Annotated in this window: 25 protein-coding genes, 1 tRNA gene and 3 pseudogenes; 12 read left to right on the top strand and 17 right to left on the bottom strand. The window is 32.9% G+C overall.

Features of this window, described 5'->3' with window-relative positions; genetic code table 11:
* Positions 1-25: 25 nt before the first annotated feature.
* The 4 genes from D1869_RS09730 (at position 26) to D1869_RS09715 (ending at position 4,320) form a co-directional block, all read left to right on the top strand.
* Positions 26-493 (top strand): hypothetical protein, encoded by a 468-nt coding sequence (locus D1869_RS09730; RefSeq protein WP_156014934.1) that lies wholly within the window; start codon positions 26-28, stop codon positions 491-493.
* Entirely contained in the window at positions 483-788 is a 306-nt protein-coding gene (locus D1869_RS09725; RefSeq protein WP_156014933.1) for a hypothetical protein, read from the top strand. The genes D1869_RS09730 and D1869_RS09725 overlap by 11 nt, the downstream gene beginning before the upstream one ends.
* Before the next feature lie 855 nt (positions 789-1,643).
* A complete protein-coding gene (locus D1869_RS09720; protein ID WP_156014932.1) occupies positions 1,644-2,252 on the top strand; it encodes a hypothetical protein in 609 nt (202 codons plus the stop codon).
* 451 nt (positions 2,253-2,703) lie between these two features.
* Positions 2,704-4,320, top strand: coding sequence for a S9 family peptidase (locus tag D1869_RS09715; protein ID WP_156014931.1), 1,617 nt, complete (start codon positions 2,704-2,706; stop codon positions 4,318-4,320).
* Between the two features lie 373 nt (positions 4,321-4,693).
* Here D1869_RS09715 and D1869_RS09710 read toward each other — a convergent pair whose 3' ends face one another.
* On the bottom strand, positions 4,694-6,220 hold the full coding sequence (locus D1869_RS09710) for an outer membrane protein assembly factor BamB family protein (protein WP_156014930.1): 1,527 nt from the start codon (positions 6,218-6,220) through the stop codon (positions 4,694-4,696).
* 96 nt (positions 6,221-6,316) lie between these two features.
* On the opposite strand from D1869_RS09710, the gene D1869_RS09705 reads away from it, so the two are divergent.
* A complete protein-coding gene (locus tag D1869_RS09705; RefSeq protein ID WP_156014929.1) occupies positions 6,317-7,126 on the top strand; it encodes a DUF929 domain-containing protein in 810 nt (269 codons plus the stop codon).
* Positions 7,127-8,069: 943 nt separating this feature from the next.
* On the top strand, positions 8,070-8,915 hold the full coding sequence (locus D1869_RS09700; protein WP_156014928.1) for an endo alpha-1,4 polygalactosaminidase: 846 nt from the start codon (positions 8,070-8,072) through the stop codon (positions 8,913-8,915).
* Between the two features lie 266 nt (positions 8,916-9,181).
* Here the strand turns inward: D1869_RS09700 and D1869_RS09695 are convergent, their stop codons facing one another.
* From D1869_RS09695 to D1869_RS09650, 10 genes are all read right to left on the bottom strand, one after another.
* Positions 9,182-9,943, bottom strand: coding sequence for a hypothetical protein (locus tag D1869_RS09695; protein ID WP_156014927.1), 762 nt, complete (start codon positions 9,941-9,943; stop codon positions 9,182-9,184).
* Positions 9,930-10,736: an ATP-binding cassette domain-containing protein gene (locus D1869_RS09690; protein WP_184650997.1), complete on the bottom strand. Its 807-nt coding sequence runs from the start codon at positions 10,734-10,736 to the stop codon at positions 9,930-9,932. Before D1869_RS09690 ends, D1869_RS09695 begins: the two co-directional genes overlap by 14 nt.
* Positions 10,737-10,738: 2 nt before the next feature.
* On the bottom strand, positions 10,739-11,578 hold the full coding sequence (locus D1869_RS09685) for a hypothetical protein (protein WP_156014925.1): 840 nt from the start codon (positions 11,576-11,578) through the stop codon (positions 10,739-10,741).
* A 74-nt stretch (positions 11,579-11,652) separates the two neighbouring features.
* The gene (locus D1869_RS09680; RefSeq protein ID WP_156014924.1) at positions 11,653-11,853 is read right to left on the bottom strand and encodes a hypothetical protein; all 201 of its coding nucleotides are present in this window, start codon (positions 11,851-11,853) and stop codon (positions 11,653-11,655) included.
* Between the two features lie 1,103 nt (positions 11,854-12,956).
* A complete protein-coding gene (locus D1869_RS09675; RefSeq protein ID WP_196772259.1) occupies positions 12,957-13,166 on the bottom strand; it encodes a hypothetical protein in 210 nt (69 codons plus the stop codon).
* Between the two features lie 872 nt (positions 13,167-14,038).
* Positions 14,039-14,407 carry a hypothetical protein gene (locus D1869_RS09670; RefSeq protein WP_184650992.1) on the bottom strand — a complete coding sequence of 123 codons (369 nt, stop codon included), beginning with the start codon at positions 14,405-14,407 and terminating at the stop codon, positions 14,039-14,041.
* Between the two features lie 63 nt (positions 14,408-14,470).
* The gene (locus D1869_RS09665; RefSeq protein WP_156014923.1) at positions 14,471-14,731 is read right to left on the bottom strand and encodes a hypothetical protein; all 261 of its coding nucleotides are present in this window, start codon (positions 14,729-14,731) and stop codon (positions 14,471-14,473) included.
* Between the two features lie 63 nt (positions 14,732-14,794).
* The gene (locus tag D1869_RS09660; RefSeq protein WP_156014922.1) at positions 14,795-15,151 is read right to left on the bottom strand and encodes a hypothetical protein; all 357 of its coding nucleotides are present in this window, start codon (positions 15,149-15,151) and stop codon (positions 14,795-14,797) included.
* A gap of 64 nt (positions 15,152-15,215) precedes the next feature.
* Positions 15,216-15,710, bottom strand: coding sequence for a hypothetical protein (locus D1869_RS09655; protein ID WP_156014921.1), 495 nt, complete (start codon positions 15,708-15,710; stop codon positions 15,216-15,218).
* 24 nt (positions 15,711-15,734) lie between these two features.
* Positions 15,735-16,064, bottom strand: coding sequence for a hypothetical protein (locus D1869_RS09650; protein ID WP_156014920.1), 330 nt, complete (start codon positions 16,062-16,064; stop codon positions 15,735-15,737).
* Positions 16,065-16,919: 855 nt separating this feature from the next.
* On the opposite strand from D1869_RS09650, the pseudogene D1869_RS09645 reads away from it, so the two are divergent.
* Together D1869_RS09645 and D1869_RS09640 are read left to right on the top strand one after the other, a co-directional pair.
* Positions 16,920-17,069 (top strand): annotated as a pseudogene (locus D1869_RS09645) (putative integrase); the annotation flags it as partial.
* Positions 17,070-17,377: 308 nt separating this feature from the next.
* Positions 17,378-17,686: a type II toxin-antitoxin system RelE family toxin gene (locus D1869_RS09640; protein ID WP_156014919.1), complete on the top strand. Its 309-nt coding sequence runs from the start codon at positions 17,378-17,380 to the stop codon at positions 17,684-17,686.
* Here D1869_RS09640 and D1869_RS09635 read toward each other — a convergent pair.
* Together D1869_RS09635 and D1869_RS09630 are read right to left on the bottom strand one after the other, a co-directional pair.
* On the bottom strand, positions 17,643-17,795 hold the full coding sequence (locus tag D1869_RS09635) for a hypothetical protein (RefSeq protein WP_156014918.1): 153 nt from the start codon (positions 17,793-17,795) through the stop codon (positions 17,643-17,645). The genes D1869_RS09640 and D1869_RS09635 overlap by 44 nt on opposite strands.
* 314 nt (positions 17,796-18,109) lie before the next feature.
* Positions 18,110-18,253 (bottom strand): annotated as a pseudogene (locus tag D1869_RS09630) (IS701 family transposase); the annotation flags it as partial.
* A gap of 189 nt (positions 18,254-18,442) precedes the next feature.
* On the opposite strand from D1869_RS09630, the gene D1869_RS09625 reads away from it, so the two are divergent.
* Positions 18,443-18,679 carry a hypothetical protein gene (locus D1869_RS09625; RefSeq protein ID WP_156014917.1) on the top strand — a complete coding sequence of 79 codons (237 nt, stop codon included), beginning with the start codon at positions 18,443-18,445 and terminating at the stop codon, positions 18,677-18,679.
* A gap of 278 nt (positions 18,680-18,957) precedes the next feature.
* Here the strand turns inward: D1869_RS09625 and D1869_RS09620 are convergent, their stop codons facing one another.
* A complete protein-coding gene (locus tag D1869_RS09620; RefSeq protein ID WP_156014916.1) occupies positions 18,958-19,398 on the bottom strand; it encodes a hypothetical protein in 441 nt (146 codons plus the stop codon).
* Positions 19,358-19,555 (bottom strand): DUF5678 domain-containing protein, encoded by a 198-nt coding sequence (locus tag D1869_RS09615; protein WP_156014915.1) that lies wholly within the window; start codon positions 19,553-19,555, stop codon positions 19,358-19,360. Before D1869_RS09615 ends, D1869_RS09620 begins: the two co-directional genes overlap by 41 nt.
* Positions 19,556-19,825: 270 nt before the next feature.
* On the opposite strand from D1869_RS09615, the pseudogene D1869_RS15505 reads away from it, so the two are divergent.
* A pseudogene (locus tag D1869_RS15505) lies at positions 19,826-19,912 on the top strand (putative integrase); the annotation flags it as partial.
* 28 nt (positions 19,913-19,940) lie between these two features.
* Here the strand turns inward: D1869_RS15505 and D1869_RS09605 are convergent.
* Both D1869_RS09605 and D1869_RS09600 read right to left on the bottom strand, forming a co-directional pair.
* Positions 19,941-20,016 (bottom strand) — tRNA-Gly (locus D1869_RS09605).
* A 27-nt stretch (positions 20,017-20,043) separates the two neighbouring features.
* Complete coding sequence (locus D1869_RS09600) at positions 20,044-20,556, bottom strand: TRASH domain-containing protein (RefSeq protein WP_156014914.1); 513 nt, start codon at positions 20,554-20,556, stop codon at positions 20,044-20,046.
* A 105-nt stretch (positions 20,557-20,661) separates the two neighbouring features.
* On the opposite strand from D1869_RS09600, the gene D1869_RS09595 reads away from it, so the two are divergent.
* Both D1869_RS09595 and D1869_RS09590 read left to right on the top strand, forming a co-directional pair.
* Positions 20,662-20,841, top strand: coding sequence for a YHS domain-containing protein (locus D1869_RS09595; RefSeq protein WP_184650998.1), 180 nt, complete (start codon positions 20,662-20,664; stop codon positions 20,839-20,841).
* A 14-nt stretch (positions 20,842-20,855) separates the two neighbouring features.
* Entirely contained in the window at positions 20,856-23,078 is a 2,223-nt protein-coding gene (locus tag D1869_RS09590) for a heavy metal translocating P-type ATPase (protein ID WP_156014912.1), read from the top strand.
* Positions 23,079-23,158 lie beyond the last annotated feature (80 nt).

Below are 23,158 nucleotides of genomic sequence, written 5' to 3'. Positions count from 1 at the left end.
ATATTGAATAGCAATATTTATAATGATGAACTCGTGTTACGAGTTAAGAAGAGAATTTGACGGTAGCTCCAATATAGTTATGTTGAGCATAGATACATTTAATAAAATAAGTAGAAATGATATTCTTCTTAAAGTTTTATCTTGTTCAGATTTCAAACTTATAGGTATAAGTAAAAGTTACTATTATTATGTGCTTAAAAAGTTACAGGAGTTCAATTTAATAAGAGATAATAAAATTAACTTTAAACTTCTCGCCTCATATTCTTATGATTATAAAAATAATTCAATAAAGATTGAGCCAAAATTCATATTAGTTGGGAAGAAATTATTATGTGTAGTCAACTTAAAAAATGGGAAATATATTGATCCCGGTTTGTTAGAAGAGCTTGAAATTAAAGATGGTAGAAATGTTAACTTACGTGAAAAAGTTATCAATATAATTTCTGAGATTTTAAGTGAATATTTAAAGAGGGGTGTAATATATGTGGCGTAAAAACTTGTTATGGTTTTTAGGAGGCTTAGTCGCTGGTATAGGTTACATAATCGGAATATTTTATTTATTAGTTACGAGAAAGGACTCAACTAGGTGGTTAGGATTAATGTTCTTTTTAGGTCCTTTTGGTTCCATAATACTATATTTATTATTCCGGAAGATACATAAAGATATAGCTACAATATCACTTTATTTACTTTACGGCTTCCTACTATGGGTTCCAATAGCCTTAATACTCGGTTTAAATCCCTTGTATCAAATTTTCGGCTATGTTCACGGCTGGTTAGGAGCTTAATATAACAAAAATTTTAATACTTCTTAGAATTTCTTTATATTTGATTATAATCTTAAATGAATAATTTGTTTAAAAAAGATAAAATTTTCTCTTTAAAGTCTTAAAAGATATAAATACTTCTATAAAATCTTAATAATTGAAATGGTATTTTAAATATTTTCCCTAAATAGTAGGTAAAGTTAGTTAAAGACATTATACTTTCTGAGATTTTAAAGAGCAATGCACTCTTCTAAATATATGATTAAGGTTTCCGTGAAATTAGAAGGCTTACTATTTCCCTATTAAATTATGATCGAGTATAGATACTATGTCTTAAGCTATCATAACGTTACATATAAGAAGTTTTTAGTCCAGTGTCTAGTTTTACTTATTAACAGTTTTTAGTGGGTGATGCATATTCTTAAAAATATTTTTAACGTTGAAGGATATATAATGATTTTCTAAATAAAGTTTAGCTAAACATTAAGGATAAGAATATTTATCAAATCTAACAAGAAGCATATAATCTTTCATCAGCATAACCTAATACTATTATAAAGTGTTATGTTCCTTGTTAGTAATACTTAAAGGTCATAATAATGACTTTTTCACTTAAATTTGGCTATTGTCTTTTCGTACCAGATAATATTTCTTAAATAGGTATAGTTAGATTTTTAAAATATTCTCTAGAAAATTTTATTTACTGTATTGTTGTCTTTAACTAGTTTAGATTCAGATCTCTTTTCTTTTTATTTAAATTTTTGTTCAAAAATTTTATAAAGTAAATCAAGCTTGAACTCGACGATTATTAATCATATATAGTCCTAGAACTCTACGATTAAAGATTTTTATATAATCCCATTAACGGTTACTCATATGAATGATGCAATGATTTGGGCGACTATAACACTTGTTTTAAGTATATTACTTACGTACTTTACTGGAATGAGATATTTTAAATCAAGAAATGTAATGTGGTTATTTTGGTTTCTTGGTTTCATTCTCTTTGTCGTGGCCTCGATTTGCCAAGAGTTTTTCGCATTTAACATAGGTGGATATTTACTTAGTGCAATTTACGTATTTGCGGTAGCTGAACTTGTTATAGTTCTTTCCCTAGGTTCGATACAACAAGCTCCAAAAAAGTGGATTAACGCTTATTATGGCTATTCCTTCCTCTCTACAATATTATTGATTATTTCAATTGTAACACAGAGATTTAACGTAGTAGAAAATGGATTACCAATAAACTTTCCAGGCTCAGTTATGGCTACTTCATCAATGGGCACTATTGTTGCAACCGGTATAATTTTATTTTTTGCAGCAAGAGCTTTACTCTTTAAGGGTAATAAGTTGAAGATGATTTCAGTAATTCTAGGTGTAGTAATTCTCGGTTTTGGAGGTACATTAGTAGCTGCTGGATTCGTAGTAGCGTTATATTTGTCAGAAATCATAGGTATGTCGCTGTTCCTATATGGTATCATGTAATAAGTGTAAATAAGCACTCTTTTTCACAAAAGAAATAAAAAATAAATTAAAGAAGCTCTATAAATTTAAACAAATAAAATCTTTTCTATTATACCTAGGAGTGTGGAGATTGTGTCGTCATTTATATATAAATTTATTAAATGACTTTTACTTTATAGTGAATATAAATATCGAATTAACATATTACTATGTGCTAAAAATTATAGAAATATAAATAGCTCAATGACGATACTAAGTCCACACTCATACCTAGAAAAAAGAACGATTTTAACACTTCGTAATGCTTACTTAAAAATCGTGTATCCAAACTACATATAATTGGAAAATAATTTAAAGTTATAATAAAACTCCTTAATTAGCTTATTATGGTGATGAACTTGACCGGAAGTGATCGGTGATATGAGGCCAGCTTTCTGAATAACTTTTTATTTTTACTCTCCTTCTATTATTTATGAAATATGAAGATTTATTCAAGATAAAACCTGTACTAGATTATGACGTATATAATGGAAAAATTGCTACAATTATAAGAGATGAAAAACCGGTCCTTTACGTTAATGGGGAAAAAGTCCAGCTTGAGGGTTACGTTGAGGATGTAGACTGGATAAACGGAAATAAAATGTTTATTATCATAGACCCTAACGGTAGTGAAATAAGGAAGATTTACCTTTATGAAAGTGGGAAGATAGAGAAAATTATTGATAATGAGTTTGATAATGTTTCTCCCCATGAGACAAAAGAAGGGATATTGGTAATATCAAATTATGATAAAAGGACATTACATCTTTACCTTTACAATGAAGGAAAATATATAAAGCTAAGTAAGGGCGAAGGACCCGTAAACAATTACTGTTTTAACGGTAAATACATAGTTTACTCAACCGGAATTTACGATAATAATATTCATGTAACAGATCTCAGTGGTAATGAAATTCATGTAATTAATATTCCAAATTCAGAGCAAGAGCTTGCTAACAAGAATTGTTTTACTTCCCCTTCATCGTTCATCTTCCTCTCGAATCACGAGGATTTGTTTAAAGTGTATGAATTTGATATTTTAAAAGGAGAGATCAGAAAAATAAAGGAAAGTGATTATGAAATATTTGAGGCTATTCCATATAAGGGTTCTATTGCTTATGTTGAAGATAGACATGGCAATTTTGTTCTAGTTCATGAGAAGGAGATTTTAAATGAAGGATTTACACGCTCCTTGACGGTTGATGGTGATTATCTTTATTTTATAAACTCTAAACACGACAGATCAGCAGATTTGTACAGATATGGAAAAGAAATAGAGAGGTTAACTGACTCTATGATTGACATCAAAGGGGATTTTGTAAAACCTAAGGTCGTCTCTTATGATTCTAATGGGGTTAGAATTTATGCTTTGCTATATGAAAAAGGTAATGAGGACAGGGGCGTAGTCTATATTCACGGTGGTCCAGATTGGGAATGCATGAACAATTTTAACCCAGAAATTCAGTTCCTTTTGGAGAAGGGGTTTAAAGTAATCTGTCCCAACTATAGGGGATCCACCGGTTACGGGAGAAAGTTTAATCATTTAAATGATAAGGACCCAGGAGGAGGAGAGCTGTTAGACGTTATAAATTCAGTGAAAGTTTTAGGAGTTAAAAAGGTTGCTATAACTGGTGCAAGTTACGGAGGTTATTTAACTATGATGGCCATTACTAAGTTTCCAGATCTTTGGTGCTCTGCTGTTGCTGTAGTACCTTTTGTAAATTGGTTTACCGAGAAGAAGTTTGAGAGAGAAGTACTTCAGCAATATGATGAAATAAAGGTAGGTAATGATGAAAATCTATTAAGGGATAGATCACCTATATTCTTTATAGACAGAATAAGAACCCCATTACTTCTCTTAGCTGGTGAAAACGACCCAAGGTGTCCAGCTGAGGAAACTTTGCAAGTAGTTGAAGAACTTAAAAAGTTGGGTAAAGAAGTTAAGTATAAGATATATAAAGATGAGGGACACGGATTTGCAAAAATAGAAAATTATGTGGACTCGATAAGAGAAACTGTAGAGTTCATTAGTAGTCATTGTCAAAAATGATCTTTCTATAAGTGATATCTACATTCTCTTTATTATATAGTCTCTTTCATAATAGTTGCGAAGGAATAAAGGAGTTGTGGTAACTTAATTAGAAATAATCTAGCTAACAGAAGTAACAAATACACTTTATGTGTCGTTTTCCTTTTAGTTTTACTGAGAAAAGAGTATTTATTATTAAGGAATTTGGAGTATTGAATCCTTCAATTTTCTAAGTTGTTAAGTTCAAGATTTAAAAGTAAGTTTTTTGTGTTAATTGTAATAAAAAATCAAATATACAAAAATGCTATAGTTTAATTTTTGCATACCCTATTTATAATAAAAATTTCATAGATTAATAATGACAATATTTTGGAGATATCTTTTTTATTTATAATTATAAAATCTCAGAAATGGGAACGGCAAATACCCAATTGGTACCTGAAGTCTCTATTATTGTATTTCCAATTATAATTAACTGTTGTCTCATTATGAATTGAGTAGTGTAGGTTGCAATTATTTTGCCATTACTTGCATTGAGGACATAAATTGTATTTCCAGCTGGAACGAAGAGCATTCCATTATAATATGTAGGTTCCGCTTGTAACCAGCCCTTTGTAAGTTGTTGCGATTCCCATAGTATTCTCCCGTTTGATATGTTTATAGCAATAATTTTCCCAGCTATTGTAGGTTGATATATTATCCCATTAACTATTTCTGGGTTAAAACCATTATTTGTATCTGAAGGATGAGTAGTTATATTAGTTATATTCATTATATAAATTATTTTACCAGTAGTAACATTTGCTACTATTAATACTTCTCTAGAATCAATATTAGAGAGAATTGGAAGGTTTCCTTTCTGAAATCCAAGTATTCCATCAACAAGATACCCGTTCCATACTGCCATTACTGCATCACCCGCTGAAGAAGTAGTTGCAAAAGGCAGTTTGATTATATAAGCTAAACTCCCGTTATTAGCATAAACTCCAACAATTGCAGACATATTCATTGGATAAGATTGTGAAAATCCAGCTATTACTATCCCGTCATAGTAGTCAAGTGATGCCATATTTCCACTGCCGTCATAGTGATATTCCCATAATATCTTGCCATTTGAAATATTAGTAGCGTAGATTGTTCCGTCACCAGTATCCCAGTACACTACACCATTAACTATTACGCCAGTCGGCATTGCTTGAGCTCTTGTTAAAATTAACCATAATGGTTTTCCATTAGTTGCGTTAAATGCTAATAGTCCGTTTATTCCAGTATACTGTCCCCTATGACCTCCTCCGAAGGCATTAAGCGCACCTTGTTGATAGTCAAACATTGCACCTCCTAAACCTACTAATCCTATCCCGTTCCATATTAGAGGTTCCCACATACTGAGAGTTCCGGGAGTATAAAGTTCGAAGATTATTTTACCGTTGAACACGTTAATTCCATATATCCAACCAGCATCACTCGCAACATAAACTATACCGTTGGCCTCTGTAGGACCAACTGCAATTCCAGTAGCTTGCCTATAAGCTGAGCCAAAAGATTTTCCTACATGATTAACTATATCATTCCATAGTGTTAGATTTTGCTCGAAGTTTCCTATTAGCGGAGTCTCCCATTTGACACTTAAGTTTCCATCTATAACTGGATCTCTGTTAGGGGTTAGACCGAACATTACATAATTTTTAGGACCTATGGTTGAATTTGGTAAATTTTGAGGATAGAAGATGTCAATAAATTCTATCCCATTTAAATATACATTATACTCTGTGTAATTCTGCTTTATGGCAGTCATAGTCTTTGTAATCGTAGTCACATATATTTTACTTGAAGATAATTTACCTAAATAGAAACCAATTCCTCCAGATATTATTAAAAGAACAACGATAATTATGGCTATTACACTTTCTTTCAATTCCAACCCCAATTACACGATAAGATAGTTAAAAATATAAATTTAACTATAATGTCTAATCAAAGAAAAAACTTTTTTTAGTTTTAATAAAATAATAGATTGATGGATATGAAAGAAGGATTAAAATCGAAAATGGTAATAACTGCAATATTAGTCTTTATAATAGCAGCAGCAATACCAGTATATTTAAGAGCTCAAGTAAATCAAGTGCAGAATAACGCTGTACCACCGCTATATGCAACTGTTCCAGTTGGAAAGTTCTTTTATGCCTCACCAGAAGATTTTGCTCCCCCTCATCAAGTTGATGTATATTTAATAGGTTGGGAAGGATGCCATGTAGCATTGTCTGATGCTTGGCCATTGTATGTTATAATGTCAGCATACGGAAGTTTATCTTATGTATATGCAAGCTCTAATCCATACAGACCGTTCCCTAATACCACTGGCTTAATATTCTTAAATTATACTCCATATGAACCAGATGAACCAGTACATTTCTACTTCATTTATATGTATAATAAATGGTTAAATGCTACTCCTAACGGAACTCCAATACCTAAGGGAGAGCTAATAACAGTTGGTGCAGAAGAATTAAAGCACTTCTTACCAACACCCTTATATCAACTAGTAATGCATTATCAGTTAGATGCAATATTCCAGAATACTAGCGAACCTTTAGCAATTCTAAAAGGTCATATAGTAACAGTCCTTGTCATTACTGGTCCTAACGGAACTTATATGGCCTACGGACCTTTATATAATATATTACCGCTAAAGAACGCTAACGGAACTTACATAATGCAAAACTTATACAATAATAAAGTAGTACCTTATATCTGGCAAGGAGTTCAAATAATAGAGAATGTAATTGAAGAAGCTGCTGGCTCACAATTAAATATAACTTTTACCTAAATATATTTTAAAAATTAAGTTATCTTTTTTATTTATTTTTTATGTTATATATTCCACTATTTTAGAACTATAATTCATGTAAGTGATGAGACAACAGTAATAAGGAAATAAATTGATATGTTATGATACTTAAAATCGATAGGATTTCATTCTATGTATTTAAGAGTATAAATTATTGCTTTATTTGCTTATAAGTTCTAGTTAAAGAAAATCTCTATAAAAAAGTGAGCATTCAAAATAAGATTTTTATTTAAAGATAAGGAAAAATTTAAATAATATACTATCTCACACCATATTAGCATTACACCTGGATTTACAGCAGAGTGATTCAGATTTCTTTTGCCAATTTGTAATATTCTCTTATAACTAGCATAATTCTATGAAGAAATAATTGATTACATATCATTATTATCATTAAGTCTGTGGTATAAACTCTTTGGTCTCTCCAATTGTTAATGTATAATCAATTATTTAATCTCAAAATGAGAAAATAAAATGAAATTGCAGTAGAGTCATGAATCTCCCTTACCGCAGAGTTTGTTGACCTTTTATCAAACCTTATTATCTGCACTGGTAGTAATATCTACTCATCCTATTAATAGTTATCATAATATAACAAGAAAATAAAGAATATTAACATATATTATTTATTCAAATAAATGAGGCTATAATGTTAAAAATTGGATACTTTATTATTTAGAGTTACTATTTCTTCTATCTGTTACGCTTAAAATCTAGTTGAATCTTATTGTTAGCAAACAATTACATCATATTAAGGTGTTAGCTCTTAATATCCTTCTATATTTATAACATCATTACTCTTGAATCTGTCTTAGAGATAAATAACAATAAGTGTAAATATATAAAGCAATTCTTAAATGCTGATAACTCATACTATGCTGATCTATGAAGGCTTATTATCTCTTCCTTATCATATGTATGTATGAATAAATTAATATCCTTACTACTCCTTACCTTGTTTTTAGTATCCATAATATCAGCTTACATATATCTTAAAGTCTCTAACGAAACGAAGCCAACTCAATCTGTTAAAGTAATAGAACCAAAATTCACGGTTTATTATGGTTGTATAAATTCTACAATAATTCAAGTACTAAACAACTTTTCTTGGGTAATAATAGATCCCACTCAAGTTAACTCCTCGCAGTTAAATCAGATAAAGGCAGTTAAGATAGCTTATATTGATCTAGGAGAACTAGCTAATATGAGCTTAGGCAATTTAACTCCTCATACGAACGTAACTATAGGCTATGATCAACTTTGGGATCAGTACATAGTCAATATTTCCTCTCCTAGTTGGCAAAAATATATAGAATCTCAAGTGACTACAGTAATTAGTATGGGATTTCAAGGAGTTATGTTTGATGACGTTGATGTGGTGGAGCAATATCCCTTTGTTACTCAAGGAATAATATCTATAATTAATTGGACGAGGAGTCATTATCCTAACATAATAATAGGGATTAATAGGGGATTTTCCCTGATAGAGAATATATCAAAGATGATAAATTTCGTCTTGTTCGAGGATTATGGTACACAAGTAATTTCACCTGGTCAAATATCCTTTTCGAATTCTAGTTTTGTTATTCAGGAGACTAAGCTACTTAAGAGTTATAACTTAACAGTGCTAGCTCTTGGCTATGCTAATTATCCTGGTGATATATATTGGAATACTGTAAAATCCTTAGCTGCTTCGGAAGGAGTATCCAGCTTTGTAGGTAACTGGAATCTCTCTGTAATATGGTTACAAAATCTCTCAGATTATTAATCTCAAGTTCGAGTAACGTTTATAGGAAAATCGTGATACTCAGTTATTATCATAAATAATCGTGATAATATTTATACTAAATTCTGAGATAGTTTGTTTAAATATAATTTTATTTACTAGGCAATTGACACTACCTTAGATGTAACTTTAAAAACTTTCCAATCGTAGGATTTTACGTAAAGTGCTATTCGAGAATTAAGCTTGAGATTATTAGAATCACGCTATATGGATAATTTATATGCTCTTTTAGATTATTAGCAAAGTCTTTACGGCTTAAACTGGAGCTTGATAAACGCGAGATAATATATTGTGATTAAGATTATACTAACCGCAACACTTATGGTGAACCCTTGAATTAAGTGTAGATCAATTAACTTAGGGTACTGCAAATTGAACATATAACTCCACTCAGGATTAAGGAAGTAGATGAAGTATGTCATTGGACCACTCAGCTCAATTCCGTTTTCTTGATAGCTAGATAGCAGAATTATCACAGAGAATGGCATGAAGAAGAACACAAGTGCTCCAAGTAAGAGGCTGGAAGTCTTATTTGACATGAGAGAAATTAATAGGCCAATACTGATGTAATTTACGAAGAAATTCAGAGTTGTTAGGATCAACCACAAGAGTGTGTTAGCACTTAGCAATATTATGAAACTGTTCAATATTATGACCTTATATTCGGCCAGAAATATTAGAAGTAAGAGATAGAACGACTGTATCGACCAAAACATCAAAACGAATAATAATGCAGAGACTATTCTGGCTATTGCTATTCCTCTCCAGCTTGCCAGTAGAGAGAGTTCAAAGAGCGTGGTCTCCTTTGATCTGTAAACATGAAGAAAAGCGGAGATAAGGACTAAGGGGTTTATCAGCATTAGACTTAACATAACCAGATTTTGTATTCCGATTTTTGGGTCTGAAGAAGTAATATAAACGGCTGACTCTAGCAATAGGGAGGTTGCAATTATTAATGCCATGAACTTTAACGGAAACAGACCCTTAAAGTACCACCTAATAGACCTCATAGTATCTTCTCACTCCTGCCCTCTTGTAACCTAATATCTTTCCCTCCTGCATGAGTTTCTTTAAGTCCTCCTGAGTTGACTTGACTATATAAACATTTCCTACTTTGGCCAATACTCCAGGAGGCACATAAAGACCTCTGACCATAACCTCATAGTATCCGTCCTCGCTGAGCCTCTCAAATTGTCCACTCCATACCAGCTCTCCATCCTTAAGTATAACTACATAATCAGCTAGCCAGTCGGCCTCTTCAGGCACATGAGTAGACATTATGACTTGGAACCCCTTCTTGACTAAATAATCGCCTATTATGCCAGACCTAACATAGTCTAGGTGGGAGAAGGGCTCATCAAGGACCTTGATTTCTGACCTTCTGCATATGGCTTGCATTAAGTGGAGTAACTGAGTCTGACCTGATGAAAGTTCCAAGATTTTGCTGTCCTTAATCTTGGAAAGCCCTATTTCGTTCCAGAAGAGCTCGAGACAATCACTCTCTGCGAAATTCTTGAGAAATTCGTATACATCCCTAACCTTAAAGTTAACGTCAAACTTTGGCTTCTCAAAGGCGAAGGAGACAAGCTTGAGTATCTCGTCCCTCCTTTCTAACGGGTTAATGCCGTTAAGCCTCACGGAACCAGAATCAGGTTTAAGAAGACCTAAAATAATTGCGAGCAACGTAGTTTTTCCTGAGCCATTATGGCCTAGTAAGATTAGCCTCTTAGTTTCTGCCCTTAACGTTATCCCCTTAAGAACCCTCTTACCACTCAGTGATTTAGAGACGTTACTGATCTCCACTATCAACTCAACTTCCCTCTAAACTTAAGGATTATAATTATCACTCCTATTAATATTATCACAATGTTTATGGGGAAGTAAGTTACCGAGAAGTCCCACAGTATCTCGCCAAATATGTTATTAATCGTCTTGACATTAGAGGATCCCGCACCTATTGATATGAGAGACTCGTTAAATAAGGGAGACATATTGCTGGTCAATTCCCTTATTGTGTTTACATGCTGGAGTAAACTCCAAACTATATGGGTTGCATCGTAAAGAGTGTCGTTAGGCTGCAAATAGCCAATGAATAAATTAGATAGCACAAACTTATCTCCGCTAAAGAGGATATAAGATATTTGCTCTCCGCTCTTAATAAGTTCAGCTGAGTATGGGTCTAATCCACTGAATGTATGGAATGTATACAAGCTAGGATTAATTTTCAACAGTATTGTTCTATTGCCCACTAAAACTGCAGGCTTATCTTCACTGACGAATAGCATCTTTATGAACGGATTACTGGAGTTGAGTACAAAGCTACTTTTAACAATGTAAGTCTTTTCGAAATCGTAGCCATATATCGACAAAGACCCATTTATGGTTACCTTATAAGAGTTGTTATTTATTACGGTTACGTTAATGAGTGCATGAGATATGGATAATAAAAAGTTGCTATCGTTAGTTGATTTTAGTGGAATAACTAAATCTTGCGCTACATAAGTGAAGTAAGCCCCTGGTTCGACTCTATTTAGGGGAATCTTAGGATATACTTGAATATAATAAATTATTGTTGGCATGAAGTTTATGAATATACCTAAGAATATTAATACAAATGCAATTATAGTTGTGAAAGATATTCTCATTTACCGATCACCGATTATATATTTAAAAATAATAAAAAAGTTATTCATATAAAAAAGATAAAAAACAAAATATTTTATTCGTCGAACTGGAATGTTATAGTTATTGGGATAGGAAGTATATTAGAATTACCATAACATATGTTACCATTAAATCCGTAGTAGTCGATAACTTGATTACCTCCGCAATAATACACATCATTATATAGCTGGCCCGATATTTCTTGTCCAGCCCAATTTCTTATAGTGACTGGTAAGTTTGCACTTAAACTATTCAAACTCCCAGTTTCTGTCACTTTTCCTGTTTGTACAGATACACTGAACCAGTAGGACGCTGCACCATAAGGACCTAGAGCTTGTGACGTGATGTATTGCCCATTAGTCGCGAATTGTCATGTTAATCACGCCGAAGCTATCACCCATCCAAATATGTTTTTTACATTCATCTGAACCTCTATGTAGTTTGGATAGGTTTGTGCAATAAGGAGTGGCGACATTAATAACAGTGTCAGTATTGATAATATACCTAGAATAGCTATTTTTTTAAGTTTTTATTTACTATTTTGGACAACATTTTTACTCATTATCTAATTAATCAAATGGATATATAAGCATTACTGTCTTTAAAATTGATTGAATTTACCCGAGATAATTATGAATATTTAGATTCTCAATGAAGAGATTTTAACTTGGAATTAACAAAGAAAGACCAATATAACTAAAGATGTTTTAACAATGAAATAAATAATATTATATTTGTTCATAACTTAAAGTACAACAGTATCTCTAAGTTCATATAAGACCTTAAGGATAATATCTTGCCCTATAAGCTCTGACAGAGTATAGCATTTGATTTATTAGGAAAATCGTTACAGTTATACGTTACGTTAAAAAATAAGAAAGATCCATTTATTTACTGGAAATTTATTTCTAGTAAGCTATAAAAGTAAGGAAGTAAATTCTAAGTATTTATTAGTTCATGAGCAAATATTATAATTTTTTATGGTAAGGTAATTTCCTTAAACTACTAAGTTAGGTTATTTATCCTTAATATTCTCTAGAAAGTTAACACCTTAAATGAGATTTATTTAAAGATGATTAAAAATATTTATGGTAATTTGATATAATATTACAAATGCTTATCGAATTTCATGACTGTTTGAGAACAGTCCTATTTAACTGCAATTTTTTGTAAAAAATGTAATAGAAATAACATCTCATTCTAATCTTTATGATATTTAACATATTACTAGTTTAACAGACCCTACAATACTTCGCTCACTTTTTATTCCTCTTATGTTGTTTAATTGCTAAAATATTATTTAACGTTACTAGACATTCTAGTTCATCTGCAGCTATTATAATATAAGTCCTTATAGTGTTAATTGGTATTGTTAAGAAAATTAGGGGAAAAAGCTAACCCAGCAAGACTGAACTTATATAACGCTAATGTTATCCATGATTTAGAGACTAAGCGGGCTAATGGATTTTGCTCTACAGCACCTACCCTTAATCCTAGCACTGTTGACCAAAAGTCGTTAAACTGAAATCCAAAGAACGATATCAGATCATAAATTAGGTTTAGAGTCATCTTATTACGCTAAAGTATATGAGTAAAAGAATTTTATCGTAAGTATACTTAACGACTAGATGCTTAATGTTTTTCTTCGAAAAATCTCACCGTTATAAAGTTCATAACACTGATAATATGCCTATTATAAGTAACTGGTCTTGGACGTAAAGACATTTTCGTGCACTATAGAATTACAAACTGAATTAAAATACAGCATTGAGATAGTAGATATTGGCCCAAAGTAAGAACTTTAAGCAATACTTCACTACTAAATACTTAGTATTATACATCGCATAAAGAGTGTGAGTTTATTAATGGTCTGATTTACGCCTTAGTAGAAGAACTGAGGTTAGGAGTAGTGTTATTCCTATTGCCACTGTTTCTGGCCAGAGGTTTTCATAAGGTGGTGGTCTGGTTGTTTGTCGTAGTAGAGTTAGTTAAGCTAGTCTGGTTATGGTGGAGTTGCGGTAGGTACTGAGCACTCGCTAATGGGGATGAAAGTTGTCTTACGTAATTATAAATGGCGGCCGTTGCATTGGTTACAGTTGTTGTGATATTGCTCTGGGTAGTATGTTTTACCGTGGTATAGTAACATGGTCTATCGAGTGAAGATAGAGCGATACACCGAGGAGAACTAGGGCTATTATTAATATAAGGAAGAAATACCTTATATTATAAAAATTTATTCACAAGTAGTATTGAACTCCTTGAGTTCCTGGGCCGAATGTCGGTACAATATACGTATTTGCACTCTCAAGTAGAGCTATCATTATAGAATAGCGTCTCTCTGTAAACAATATCGTATTATTTGATACTGATATATCAACAAATAGGATAAAGACTATGGCTCACTTCATTAATAGTGGAAAAAGAGTAAGTTTATAAAGGGACTATTTTCTGGGTCTGAAATGTAGGAAAACTACTAAGGCTAACAATATAACACCAGATGTTAGTGTTTCCGACCATAGGTTTGCGTACCAAGGTGGTGGGATACGAATATACTCCACTTGAGGGCCATAAAGGCCAAAATATGTATCAAAATTCCCTGGTGGTAAAATAGGCTTTATGGGCTTAGCAATATATGTTGGGCGGTCAATGTAGTAAAGCCATAAACCTATTCCCGCAAGGGCTAGCGATAAAAATATGGTCGATAGGTTTCTTTTATTTGGTTTAACCCTTCCAAAATCCGGTGAGAAATAAAGAGTTAATAAAGCTACAATTATTCCGGAAACGAAGACAAAAAGTGAAACAAATTCCATGTCTATAAAAAAGAAAATTGACTTATAAAGGTTTTTCCGAAACAAAGTGAAGTAACTGTCGGTTCAGGAGTTACACCTTAATAGGAGGGCTGAGATTAGAAGTAATACAATTCCGGCTGTTAGCGTTTCAGGCCATAGGTTTGCATACCATGGTGGAGGGTTTACGAGTATTGGGGGTCCACCATAATTAGCTTTAATTATTGACGTATTGAATACTACCTTAGGTGGGTGGATCATAGTAGGTTTATCTATCATAAAAAAGTAAACCCCTATCGTTATTAGCACAACCGAAATGATAGAAAGTAGGATGGTGGCCCTTCTCATTAAAACTGATTAAGGATTTAAAGTTATAAATCCATTCAAAAGAAAAAGAAAAAAGAGTTACCTTTATAAACCATACGTAGTTTGGTCGTTCTGTGTATCAATAAACTCGTATGTATATTGCCATGCACCAGTAGTTCCAGTACCGCTATAGGGATATGCATAAACATAATTGTAATTAACAAGCGAGTTTAAGTTAAATAACACAGCTACAAACTCCGTATTTGGTTGTGAGGATCCGGGTCCTTGTCCCGATGGATACATAAAATTAAAACCGTATATTAATCCACCGGATATCTGCGGTAATGAATAATGATAATTAGTATCGCCAACATAAGGTGCTTCTATTATGGTATATGCTGATTCTGGTGTAGAGCCAAAAAGGCTATGAAAAAGTATTTGAGTATTGGAAAAACTGGTCATATGGCCCAGAGGGAATTTGATACCCCGCGGCCAGACAAATATATACTTTTCCGTTTCCCTCATATTATATGAACATTGATAATACTAAGTCATTTACAGTTTCAATAGGTATTGTGTTATAATAATCAACTATTGGTTGTATCTTACCGCCAGAAAGCGTAATAGCTATTACGAAAGGATTCAATGCATAAGAACCATTAGAGTACACTATTAGACCAAAGCCGGCTTGGAAGAAACAATAACCTATAAGAGGGTTAGTAGAAGGTTGAGGACTTAGAGCAACCCATATACCGATATCATCAGCCCCGTAAGGATCTGGAACATAATTAACTTCAGCGTTTCCGAAACACACTGACTCGCTTACTGATGTTATTTCTATAGGTGCATCTGTTGAAGTATTATAAACTGAGTATACGACACCGGCCCAATTTCCAGAAGATGTTGTGTATATTTTTTGTGCTCCTACATCTGATGCTGTTATCGCTTTAGGTGTTATGTTTAGCACAATCGGCGTCAATAGTATTGTTATGAAAACTAAAGTTAGTAGTTCCTTCCTCATTGTAAGCGAAAAAAGAGTTTAACTTTATAAAGAGCTTAAGAAGTAAAAGATAAGCCCTAACAAGTCAAGTACGCATATTATGGTAGTTATTATTGTAAAAGGTAAAAGCCCGATCCATTTATACTTACTGATTTTTAGATAATCGAATAATTTGCTAAACCAATAAACTCCACTTAAGAACAATAACTTCTCACCGGTTAAGGTTAACAAAACGTCTGTAAAATTTGTGTTATAGCCTATGAGGATGTTACGATCCATATATAATATACCAAAATAGGAAAACAGAAGCGTTGTCACGTAATCAAATATATTACCTAAGATAATGAGAAGCCAAATAACCTTTAGCCTATCCATGATAAATCACTAACTTACGCGGATATTATGTTTTTTCAAACATGGTCTAACGTCACATGGTTAATGTGAACACTTTACCGCAAATTGGACACTTCTTTTAGCACTATAGGAAAATCGTTACAGTTATACTTTACGTTAAAAATATATAATAAAGATCCTCTTACTAACTGAAAATTTTTTCTGATAAGCGATAGACTAAGAAATAAAATTAAAAAATATTTATTAACTCACGAAATAAATATTATGATTTTTTATGGTAACGGAATTTCGTTTAAACTACTATTCTTTGTATGCTCTTCGTAACGTAAATAATTCTTCAATGCAACAAATAATAAATAAGGTGTAAAGCAGGAGGACATACAAAAGGACTACCCCGAAGTTAACGATTAATAGCTTATGAATCATATAAACGTCTTGACGATTGTCTGGATTAATCGTTTTGTGTAGGCTTCAGTTAGTGACATTAACATAACTCCTCCTACTCAATAGTAATCGTCTTGTGATTACTCAAGTAGTTAACGTTGTCACTTCTTTTCACTTTAGCAGAAATAATGAAACGGACACTACGTACTAGGTAGCTTCTTCATCTATAGCAGCGATTTCATAAATATGGGCGTCTTATCAATAACTAAAAATCTTCTATTATTTATCTATCAATCTTTCTATGTATAGTAAATAATCTAGGGTTCTGAAATTTAATTTTTTGCGCGACAAAGGAATATTTATCGACTTCTTTCAGCTACACACATTTTGATAGCAAAATTTTACGAGTTGCCAAAGTTTTAAGCAAGTTTTGGCAACCATAATACTTGACGGAAAATGACGAAATAAAAGACGCGTTATAAATATGGCGACATAATTATACGTGAGAGAAAAGGGCGGTATTATGTCTATAAATTGGAAACGGTGAACGGTGAGGTAAAGGAAACTTACGTAGGTCCTTTAGTTGACGTCGTGGAAACTTATATAAAATTGAAATCGGGGATAATAGGGGATATCACCCTAGCTCCAACTAGATTTTTTTATTGTTAGAATTTCAAGAAGTTAACTTTTATATTCCTTAGAAAGAAATTCGCAGACCATTCATATCTCCATATGCATCCACAATTTTCTAGTATTTAAATCTTTGTAATACGGGGATATGAACGCAAATTTCTTAGAAATGAGAGGTATATGGCCGAATTTTTCTATTGTTCTTGATGGAAATACGGTCTTATGCAGCCGTATTTTGTTCTCATATCTGCTATTATTTCTTATGGGATATTAAATGAAAATATAAAGATTTTTAAATATACTTTTCTTCTTATTTTATCATGGTTTGTGAGAAGTGGATTTTTAGATTCTTAGTTAAGGGTGAAATGGATAGAGCAGAGTTCATAAAGTGGTTGAAGAGGAATTTTCCACGCTCAAAACTTCTTAGGATTATCCTTGAGAAACTGGAATTGTTATATAAGGATCCATTTAAGTACACCAGAGAGAAGCTGGGAAAGGATAAGTACGGAAATCCTATGTTTTCTATAGAGGTTACCGGTGATATAAGGATACTTTATAGTGTGGATTCAAAAAACTGTATCGTATTTATTTGGGGGATTGGGTCTCATAAGAAGGTTTACGGGTCTTAGCTTTTTCTTCATCCTCTAGCTCTTTAATTGCCTCATTAAATATATCCCTTAATTCCCCAAAGTCTTCAAATTCTACGAAAGTATCTTCACCTTTCTTAACAATTCTCATAATTATATATTTGCTACAAGCATTAAAAAGGATATGGTAATTATTCTCATTGAATTTTTGAAAAAAAAAGATTGATAGAATAGATAAGCATTAGTCGTCAAATTTTGCTGTGAGAAAAATTCAGGTGTTTATTGAGAAGAATTGTTTTCCCAGTTGATTGAGAACACTTTATTTTTATACGATAAAACGATACGGTACTCTGTGGTGATATTTTAGCCCCGAAGAAATTATCTGAAGTACTCTTTTGGAACCGCAATAGAACTTTTAATCCTAACTTGGATCCCCAAAATTTTAGTTATAGTAGTTATTCTGCTTTAACGTAACTTAAAAGTTTTCCTCAAACCTAGAGCACCACCTAAACGAATTTCAACGAACCGGAGAAATTACTCCGCACTCCTCAAATTAAGGGAGCTAATCAAATCTCTAACCGTGTTAACAACAATCACGAAGAGGAACAGGCAAGGATGTATCTCCAAAGGAATTGAAAGTTGTTATTAACCATTACATTCTTTTGTTCTTCTTCATCCGTTGAATCCCCAAAGGAATTGAAAATAATTATTTTCTAAAAAACCACAAAACAAGGAAAATGTAAGATCATCAGTAGATACTTTTACTTCCCCACTCCTATTTAATATGTGATAATAATCATGGATAAGGTAGAGATTGAATTTAAGCCCTTTGAAGGGGATAAGTTAGCAATTTTTAACAAGAATATAGTAGAAAACTTATCACAATACCTTCAGTTGAAGGATAACATGGAGGCTAAGAGGCATATTATCATGGTATTTGTTAATGACGAGAAAGAAGAAAAGGCTGTAGACTTTTTCGTGAAAGAGAGTAAACTTAACGGTATTTTAATTATTATAAAAAGAGTGTTAAAGTGATTTAGTTCTTGTGAAAGCACTAATTTTTACTTTAGTAATTCTTATCTTAGCTTTGGCTATCGTCTAGGCTATATCATCTGTGTTCGGGAATTCTGTTATCTTATTAGCTATTACTCTGAATACATATTCCTTGGGGTCATCATAATCGCAGAAGAAAATCCTTCATCTCTATTCCTGCAGTCTAAACAGTCTTCAAACCCTTTCAGATAACTATCTTTATCCATACACGATCAGTTAATATAAACTAATAAATAATAGACCGAGAACACCGAAAATTACTAATCAATATATAATGTCATCCATTCAGATTTATATATACATACTATAATATTGCGTAAGAAATCTTCTCTACCTAAAATTACAGCCGGGACTATTTCTTCTGGGTAAGGGTTATACTCCATTATAGCAGCGTTAAAGTTCCAGCTTATATCATCTAGCTGAGGAAAGGTAAACCTAAATGAATATCTATAATATTCCCTATTATTAATTATTACTCTATCTACATATCTAGATCTCATTTCATCTTCTGTGAAACATTCATTAGCGGTATACTTGTTTACAACTGTATATCTGCTACCTGTATCTATTAACCCTAGTACCAATTTGTCCTTTCCAAGCTTAGGGCATTCAAACCTTATTTTTAGTAAAGGAATAAGGTTTCCGTAGAAGTCCGAAAATTTAATGACCTTCAGTGTTTTTCTTGAAGGATTTAGGGACATATATTATATCGTAATCTGCTATACTATAACCCTTTCTTGTTAACTCCTTTTCTAGCTCTTCTCTGGAATCGGCATAGCCTATAATATTAAAGTTCTCGTCTACTGCAATGAACTTACCCAGATATTTAGGGTCTCTGACTACTAAACTTTCCGGCATATGATTAAATTACATTTATACTAATATAATCTTTTTCATAGTAAATGCGAAGGGTAAATGATATCCATCAATAAGAATCGTATCTTCTCGCTTATATACTTACTTTTAACATCTCAACGTGTTTTGACGGCAAAATTTTACGGGTTGCCAAAGTTTTAAGCAAGTTTTGGCAACCATAATACTTGACGGAAAATGACGAAATAAAAGACGCGTTATAAATATGGCGACATAATTATACGTGAGAGAAAAGGGCGGTATTATGTCTATAAATTGGAAACGGTGAACGGTGAGGTAAAGGAAACTTACGTAGGTCCTTTAGTTGACGTCGTGGAAACTTATCTAAAAGAAAAAGAGGGGGTATTAGGGGGATTCCTCCCCCTAACAGTGCGACCGCCGGGATTTGAACCCGGGACCTCCGGCGTGGCAGGCCGGCGTCCTAATCCAGGCTAGACTACGGCCGCACTAAGGATAAATAAGAATTAAGGTATTTATAGTTTTCCTCCATCATTTCCGTGCTCTAACTTTTTCTTTAGCTGAGTTTGGCACGTTTTACAACAAGTGTAATACACTTTTTTACCTAACTTTACCAAATATGGATTTCCTTTAATCTCATTTCCGCAATAGTCACAATATAGTTCCGCTCTCTCTATACTTACTTCATTTAACTTTTCCATGGAAATAAAATACTTGTCACTTCCTAATTCTGAAAGTTTCTGGCTAATAGTACTCAAATCTCCTCTTATTATGTTCATTATTTTTCCGTCTATAAGTTTGTAGCATTCTTCAGCAAGACATTTATCAGAAATTACAAATGCGAACAGTTCTCCCTTCTCGTGATATTCAACTGTAAATTTAACCCCTTTATCTTTTAACGATTTTATTATTTTAGCTACCGTAGCCCTACTTAAGCCAAGTTCCTTTGCTATTTTACTTGCACTTTTCCTCGAATCCTCTTTTAACATTTGTAAAATCTTATACTCAATTTGGTTTACTTTTGTCATCATTATTCCCTTTTCAATTTACATTTTTATTTTTAGCGATCTTAATAAGTAAGAAAAAGTTTCTTTGTAAACGTTAAGTAAATATACAATTGACGAGAATTTAAGATTATGATTGACCCGGTTTGTGGAATGGAAGTAAATGAATCATCACAATATAAGACAATGTATAAAGGTAAAATATACTATTTTTGTAGTTCTGCATGTAAAAGGGCGTTTGAAAAAGACCCAGAGAAGTACTTAAGAGAAGGACCTAAAGGAATGCCAGATGAAGAAGGTCATCATTAATTGGTGTATTCGCAATGAGCGAGGTGAGAAATGAGAAGAAAGATCTTAGGATTAAGAGGGAAGAAGAGTTAAAAATCGTAGGAATGCATTGTGCAACTTGTGTTTCAACAGTATCTAAGGCAATTTCTTCCGTTCAAGGGGTAAAAGATGTAAATGTTAACTTAGCCTCTGGTAATGCTAGGGTTGTAATTGAAAATGCTAGGTTGAAGGATATTGTAAGGGCTGTTAGAAAGGCTGGTTACGACGTTGTAACACAAAAAGTTACTTTAAAAGTAAGCCTTAGTGAAGAAGAAGCCGGTAAACTGATTTCTGTTCTAGATAATATACCTGGAATTATTGACGTTAAGATTAATCCTTCTTCGGGTTTTGTTATTCTCGAAATTAATCCTGCAACTGTAACTGGAGATGAAATTGTTGAGGAATTAAGGAGGAGAGGTTATAAAGCTGAAATAACTACTGAGAGCTTTAAGGGAAAAAGTGACTTTCGTGATTTATTTACAAGGTTAGTAATTGCCTCAGTCTTCTCTTTTCTCATATTCATCTTTCCAGCTTACCAGCTTTTCTTATCAATTCCAGTCCAATTCTATTCGGGCTTAAGATTTCATTTAGGTTTTCTTAGAGCTTTAAGAAATAAGACCAGCAATATGGATACGCTAGTTTCCCTCTCGTCTAATATTGCCTGGTTTTATAGCCTTTACTCTTACCTAATACATTCTTCTAATTACTTTTTTGAAGCTTCTTCCCTCTTAATTACTTTCATTCTTATAGGAAAGACTTTAGAAGCCTATATTAAGGAGAAGACTTCAGATGACGTTATTAGACTTCAAACTGTTAAGGCCAGACTTACTGATGGTACTTTAGTGGATTCCTCTAAATTGAGGGTTGGTGATGTAGTCATGGTTAAGTCCGGTGAGATTATTCCCGCTGATGGTATTGTTGATGAAGGAGAAGGATATGTTAATGAGTCAATTTATACTGGTGAGACTATACCGGTGAGAAAAAAGAAGGGAGATCCTGTGATTGGCGGTTCAATCTTAACTTCTGGTTTTCTTAAAGTTTATGTTACTAGGGCTGGAAATAGGACTTATATTTCGCAAGTTATTGAGGCTATAAGAGAGGCTGAGACTACTAGGTTACCTATACAGTCACTTGTTGATAAGGTTTCATCAATCTTTGTCCCAGTAGTGATTGGAGTTTCTGTTTTAGCCTTTGCATTATGGTATGTAGTCTCTCATTCGCTTACTTTCTCTATTTTAATTTCTGTTGCAGTCTTAGCCTCAGCATGTCCGTGTCCTTTTGGTTTAGCAACACCTATGGCTGTTATGGTAGGAATAAGGAAATTGGTTAAAAAGGGAATTAAGGTAAGGAATGCTGAGAGTTTAGAGAGGCTTAGAGAGGCGAAATATATTGTTTTTGATAAGACTGGGACTATAACTACCGGAGAGTTTATAGTAAAACCGATAGGTGATGAAAACGCAATAAAATTAGCATGTGCTGTGGAAAAGCTTAGTTCTCATCCAGTAGGTAAGGCTATTGCGTCTTTATATGATGTAAATGCTAAAGTTAAGGACTTTAACGAATTTCAAGGGGAGGGTGTATACGGAAAGGTTAATGATCATGATGTAATAGTGGGTAAAAGGGAATTTGTACTTAAGAATTGTGAAGGAGATTTAGATGCTGATGTTTTAGTTTGTGTTGACTCAAAAGTTGTTGCTGGGTTTTTGTTGGAAGATAAAATAAGAGATGGGGTTGTTGAGTTGGTTAATGAGCTTAAGAAATACTATGAGGTTATTATTGCTACTGGTGATTCAAGTAATTTTGCCGATAAGGTAGGAGAAGTTCTGGGAGTAAAAGTGTATAAGGGTCTTTCGCCAGATGATAAAGTAGAACTAGTTAGAAAGCTCGGTAAGGTAATTTTTGTCGGTGATGGTGTTAATGATGCTCAAGCTTTGAAAGAGGCTTTAGTTGGTATTGCTGTTTCTACTGGTACTGATATTGCTAAGTACGCTGGAGATATTATTGTACCTTCCGTTCTCTCTATCAAATATGTTATTGAACAGTCTAAGAGGACTGTGAGGAAAATAAAGGAGAATTTAGCTTGGGCTTTTACTTATAATTCTGTTTTAATACCAATTTCAGCTGGTATACTTTACCCCTTCTATTTGCCTCCAGAATATGCTGCCTTAGCTATGTCGATGGATAGTGTTTTAGTCTCCTTATGGAGTTTTGTTCAATAATCTTATTTTTTAGAATATATAAGAGAAAAAAATGAAACCTATAAGTATTAGGTATAGTTAAAAACAAAATTGAGCAAAAC

The sequence above is a fragment of the Sulfurisphaera ohwakuensis genome (genome assembly GCF_009729055.1).
In the GTDB taxonomy this organism is placed as follows: Archaea; Thermoproteota; Thermoprotei_A; order Sulfolobales; family Sulfolobaceae; genus Sulfurisphaera; species Sulfurisphaera ohwakuensis.
The sequence above is the reverse complement of the archived record's forward strand: the minus strand, read 5'-3'. Positions and strand labels throughout refer to the sequence as shown.

What these genes read in the sequence shown, in the direction of transcription:
- D1869_RS09675 (WP_196772259.1), bottom strand. Translation starts at nt 13,166, where the DNA reads ATGACTCTAAACCTAATTTATGATCTGATATCGTTCTTTGGATTTCAG.
- D1869_RS09700 (WP_156014928.1), top strand. Translation starts at nt 8,070, where the DNA reads ATGAATAAATTAATATCCTTACTACTCCTTACCTTGTTTTTAGTATCC.
- D1869_RS09725 (WP_156014933.1), top strand. Translation starts at nt 483, where the DNA reads ATGTGGCGTAAAAACTTGTTATGGTTTTTAGGAGGCTTAGTCGCTGGT.
- D1869_RS09720 (WP_156014932.1), top strand. Translation starts at nt 1,644, where the DNA reads ATGAATGATGCAATGATTTGGGCGACTATAACACTTGTTTTAAGTATA.
- D1869_RS09715 (WP_156014931.1), top strand. Translation starts at nt 2,704, where the DNA reads ATGAAATATGAAGATTTATTCAAGATAAAACCTGTACTAGATTATGAC.
- D1869_RS09730 (WP_156014934.1), top strand. Translation starts at nt 26, where the DNA reads ATGAACTCGTGTTACGAGTTAAGAAGAGAATTTGACGGTAGCTCCAAT.
- D1869_RS09670 (WP_184650992.1), bottom strand. Translation starts at nt 14,407, where the DNA reads ATGGAATTTGTTTCACTTTTTGTCTTCGTTTCCGGAATAATTGTAGCT.
- D1869_RS09615 (WP_156014915.1), bottom strand. Translation starts at nt 19,555, where the DNA reads ATGCCGGAAAGTTTAGTAGTCAGAGACCCTAAATATCTGGGTAAGTTC.
- D1869_RS09590 (WP_156014912.1), top strand. Translation starts at nt 20,856, where the DNA reads ATGAGCGAGGTGAGAAATGAGAAGAAAGATCTTAGGATTAAGAGGGAA.
- D1869_RS09635 (WP_156014918.1), bottom strand. Translation starts at nt 17,795, where the DNA reads ATGAGAATTGTTAAGAAAGGTGAAGATACTTTCGTAGAATTTGAAGAC.
- D1869_RS09655 (WP_156014921.1), bottom strand. Translation starts at nt 15,710, where the DNA reads ATGAGGAAGGAACTACTAACTTTAGTTTTCATAACAATACTATTGACG.
- D1869_RS09665 (WP_156014923.1), bottom strand. Translation starts at nt 14,731, where the DNA reads ATGAGAAGGGCCACCATCCTACTTTCTATCATTTCGGTTGTGCTAATA.
- D1869_RS09660 (WP_156014922.1), bottom strand. Translation starts at nt 15,151, where the DNA reads ATGACCAGTTTTTCCAATACTCAAATACTTTTTCATAGCCTTTTTGGC.
- D1869_RS09695 (WP_156014927.1), bottom strand. Translation starts at nt 9,943, where the DNA reads ATGAGGTCTATTAGGTGGTACTTTAAGGGTCTGTTTCCGTTAAAGTTC.
- D1869_RS09685 (WP_156014925.1), bottom strand. Translation starts at nt 11,578, where the DNA reads ATGAGAATATCTTTCACAACTATAATTGCATTTGTATTAATATTCTTA.
- D1869_RS09620 (WP_156014916.1), bottom strand. Translation starts at nt 19,398, where the DNA reads ATGTCCCTAAATCCTTCAAGAAAAACACTGAAGGTCATTAAATTTTCG.
- D1869_RS09705 (WP_156014929.1), top strand. Translation starts at nt 6,317, where the DNA reads ATGGATATGAAAGAAGGATTAAAATCGAAAATGGTAATAACTGCAATA.
- D1869_RS09600 (WP_156014914.1), bottom strand. Translation starts at nt 20,556, where the DNA reads ATGACAAAAGTAAACCAAATTGAGTATAAGATTTTACAAATGTTAAAA.
- D1869_RS09650 (WP_156014920.1), bottom strand. Translation starts at nt 16,064, where the DNA reads ATGGATAGGCTAAAGGTTATTTGGCTTCTCATTATCTTAGGTAATATA.
- D1869_RS09640 (WP_156014919.1), top strand. Translation starts at nt 17,378, where the DNA reads ATGGTTTGTGAGAAGTGGATTTTTAGATTCTTAGTTAAGGGTGAAATG.
- D1869_RS09625 (WP_156014917.1), top strand. Translation starts at nt 18,443, where the DNA reads ATGGATAAGGTAGAGATTGAATTTAAGCCCTTTGAAGGGGATAAGTTA.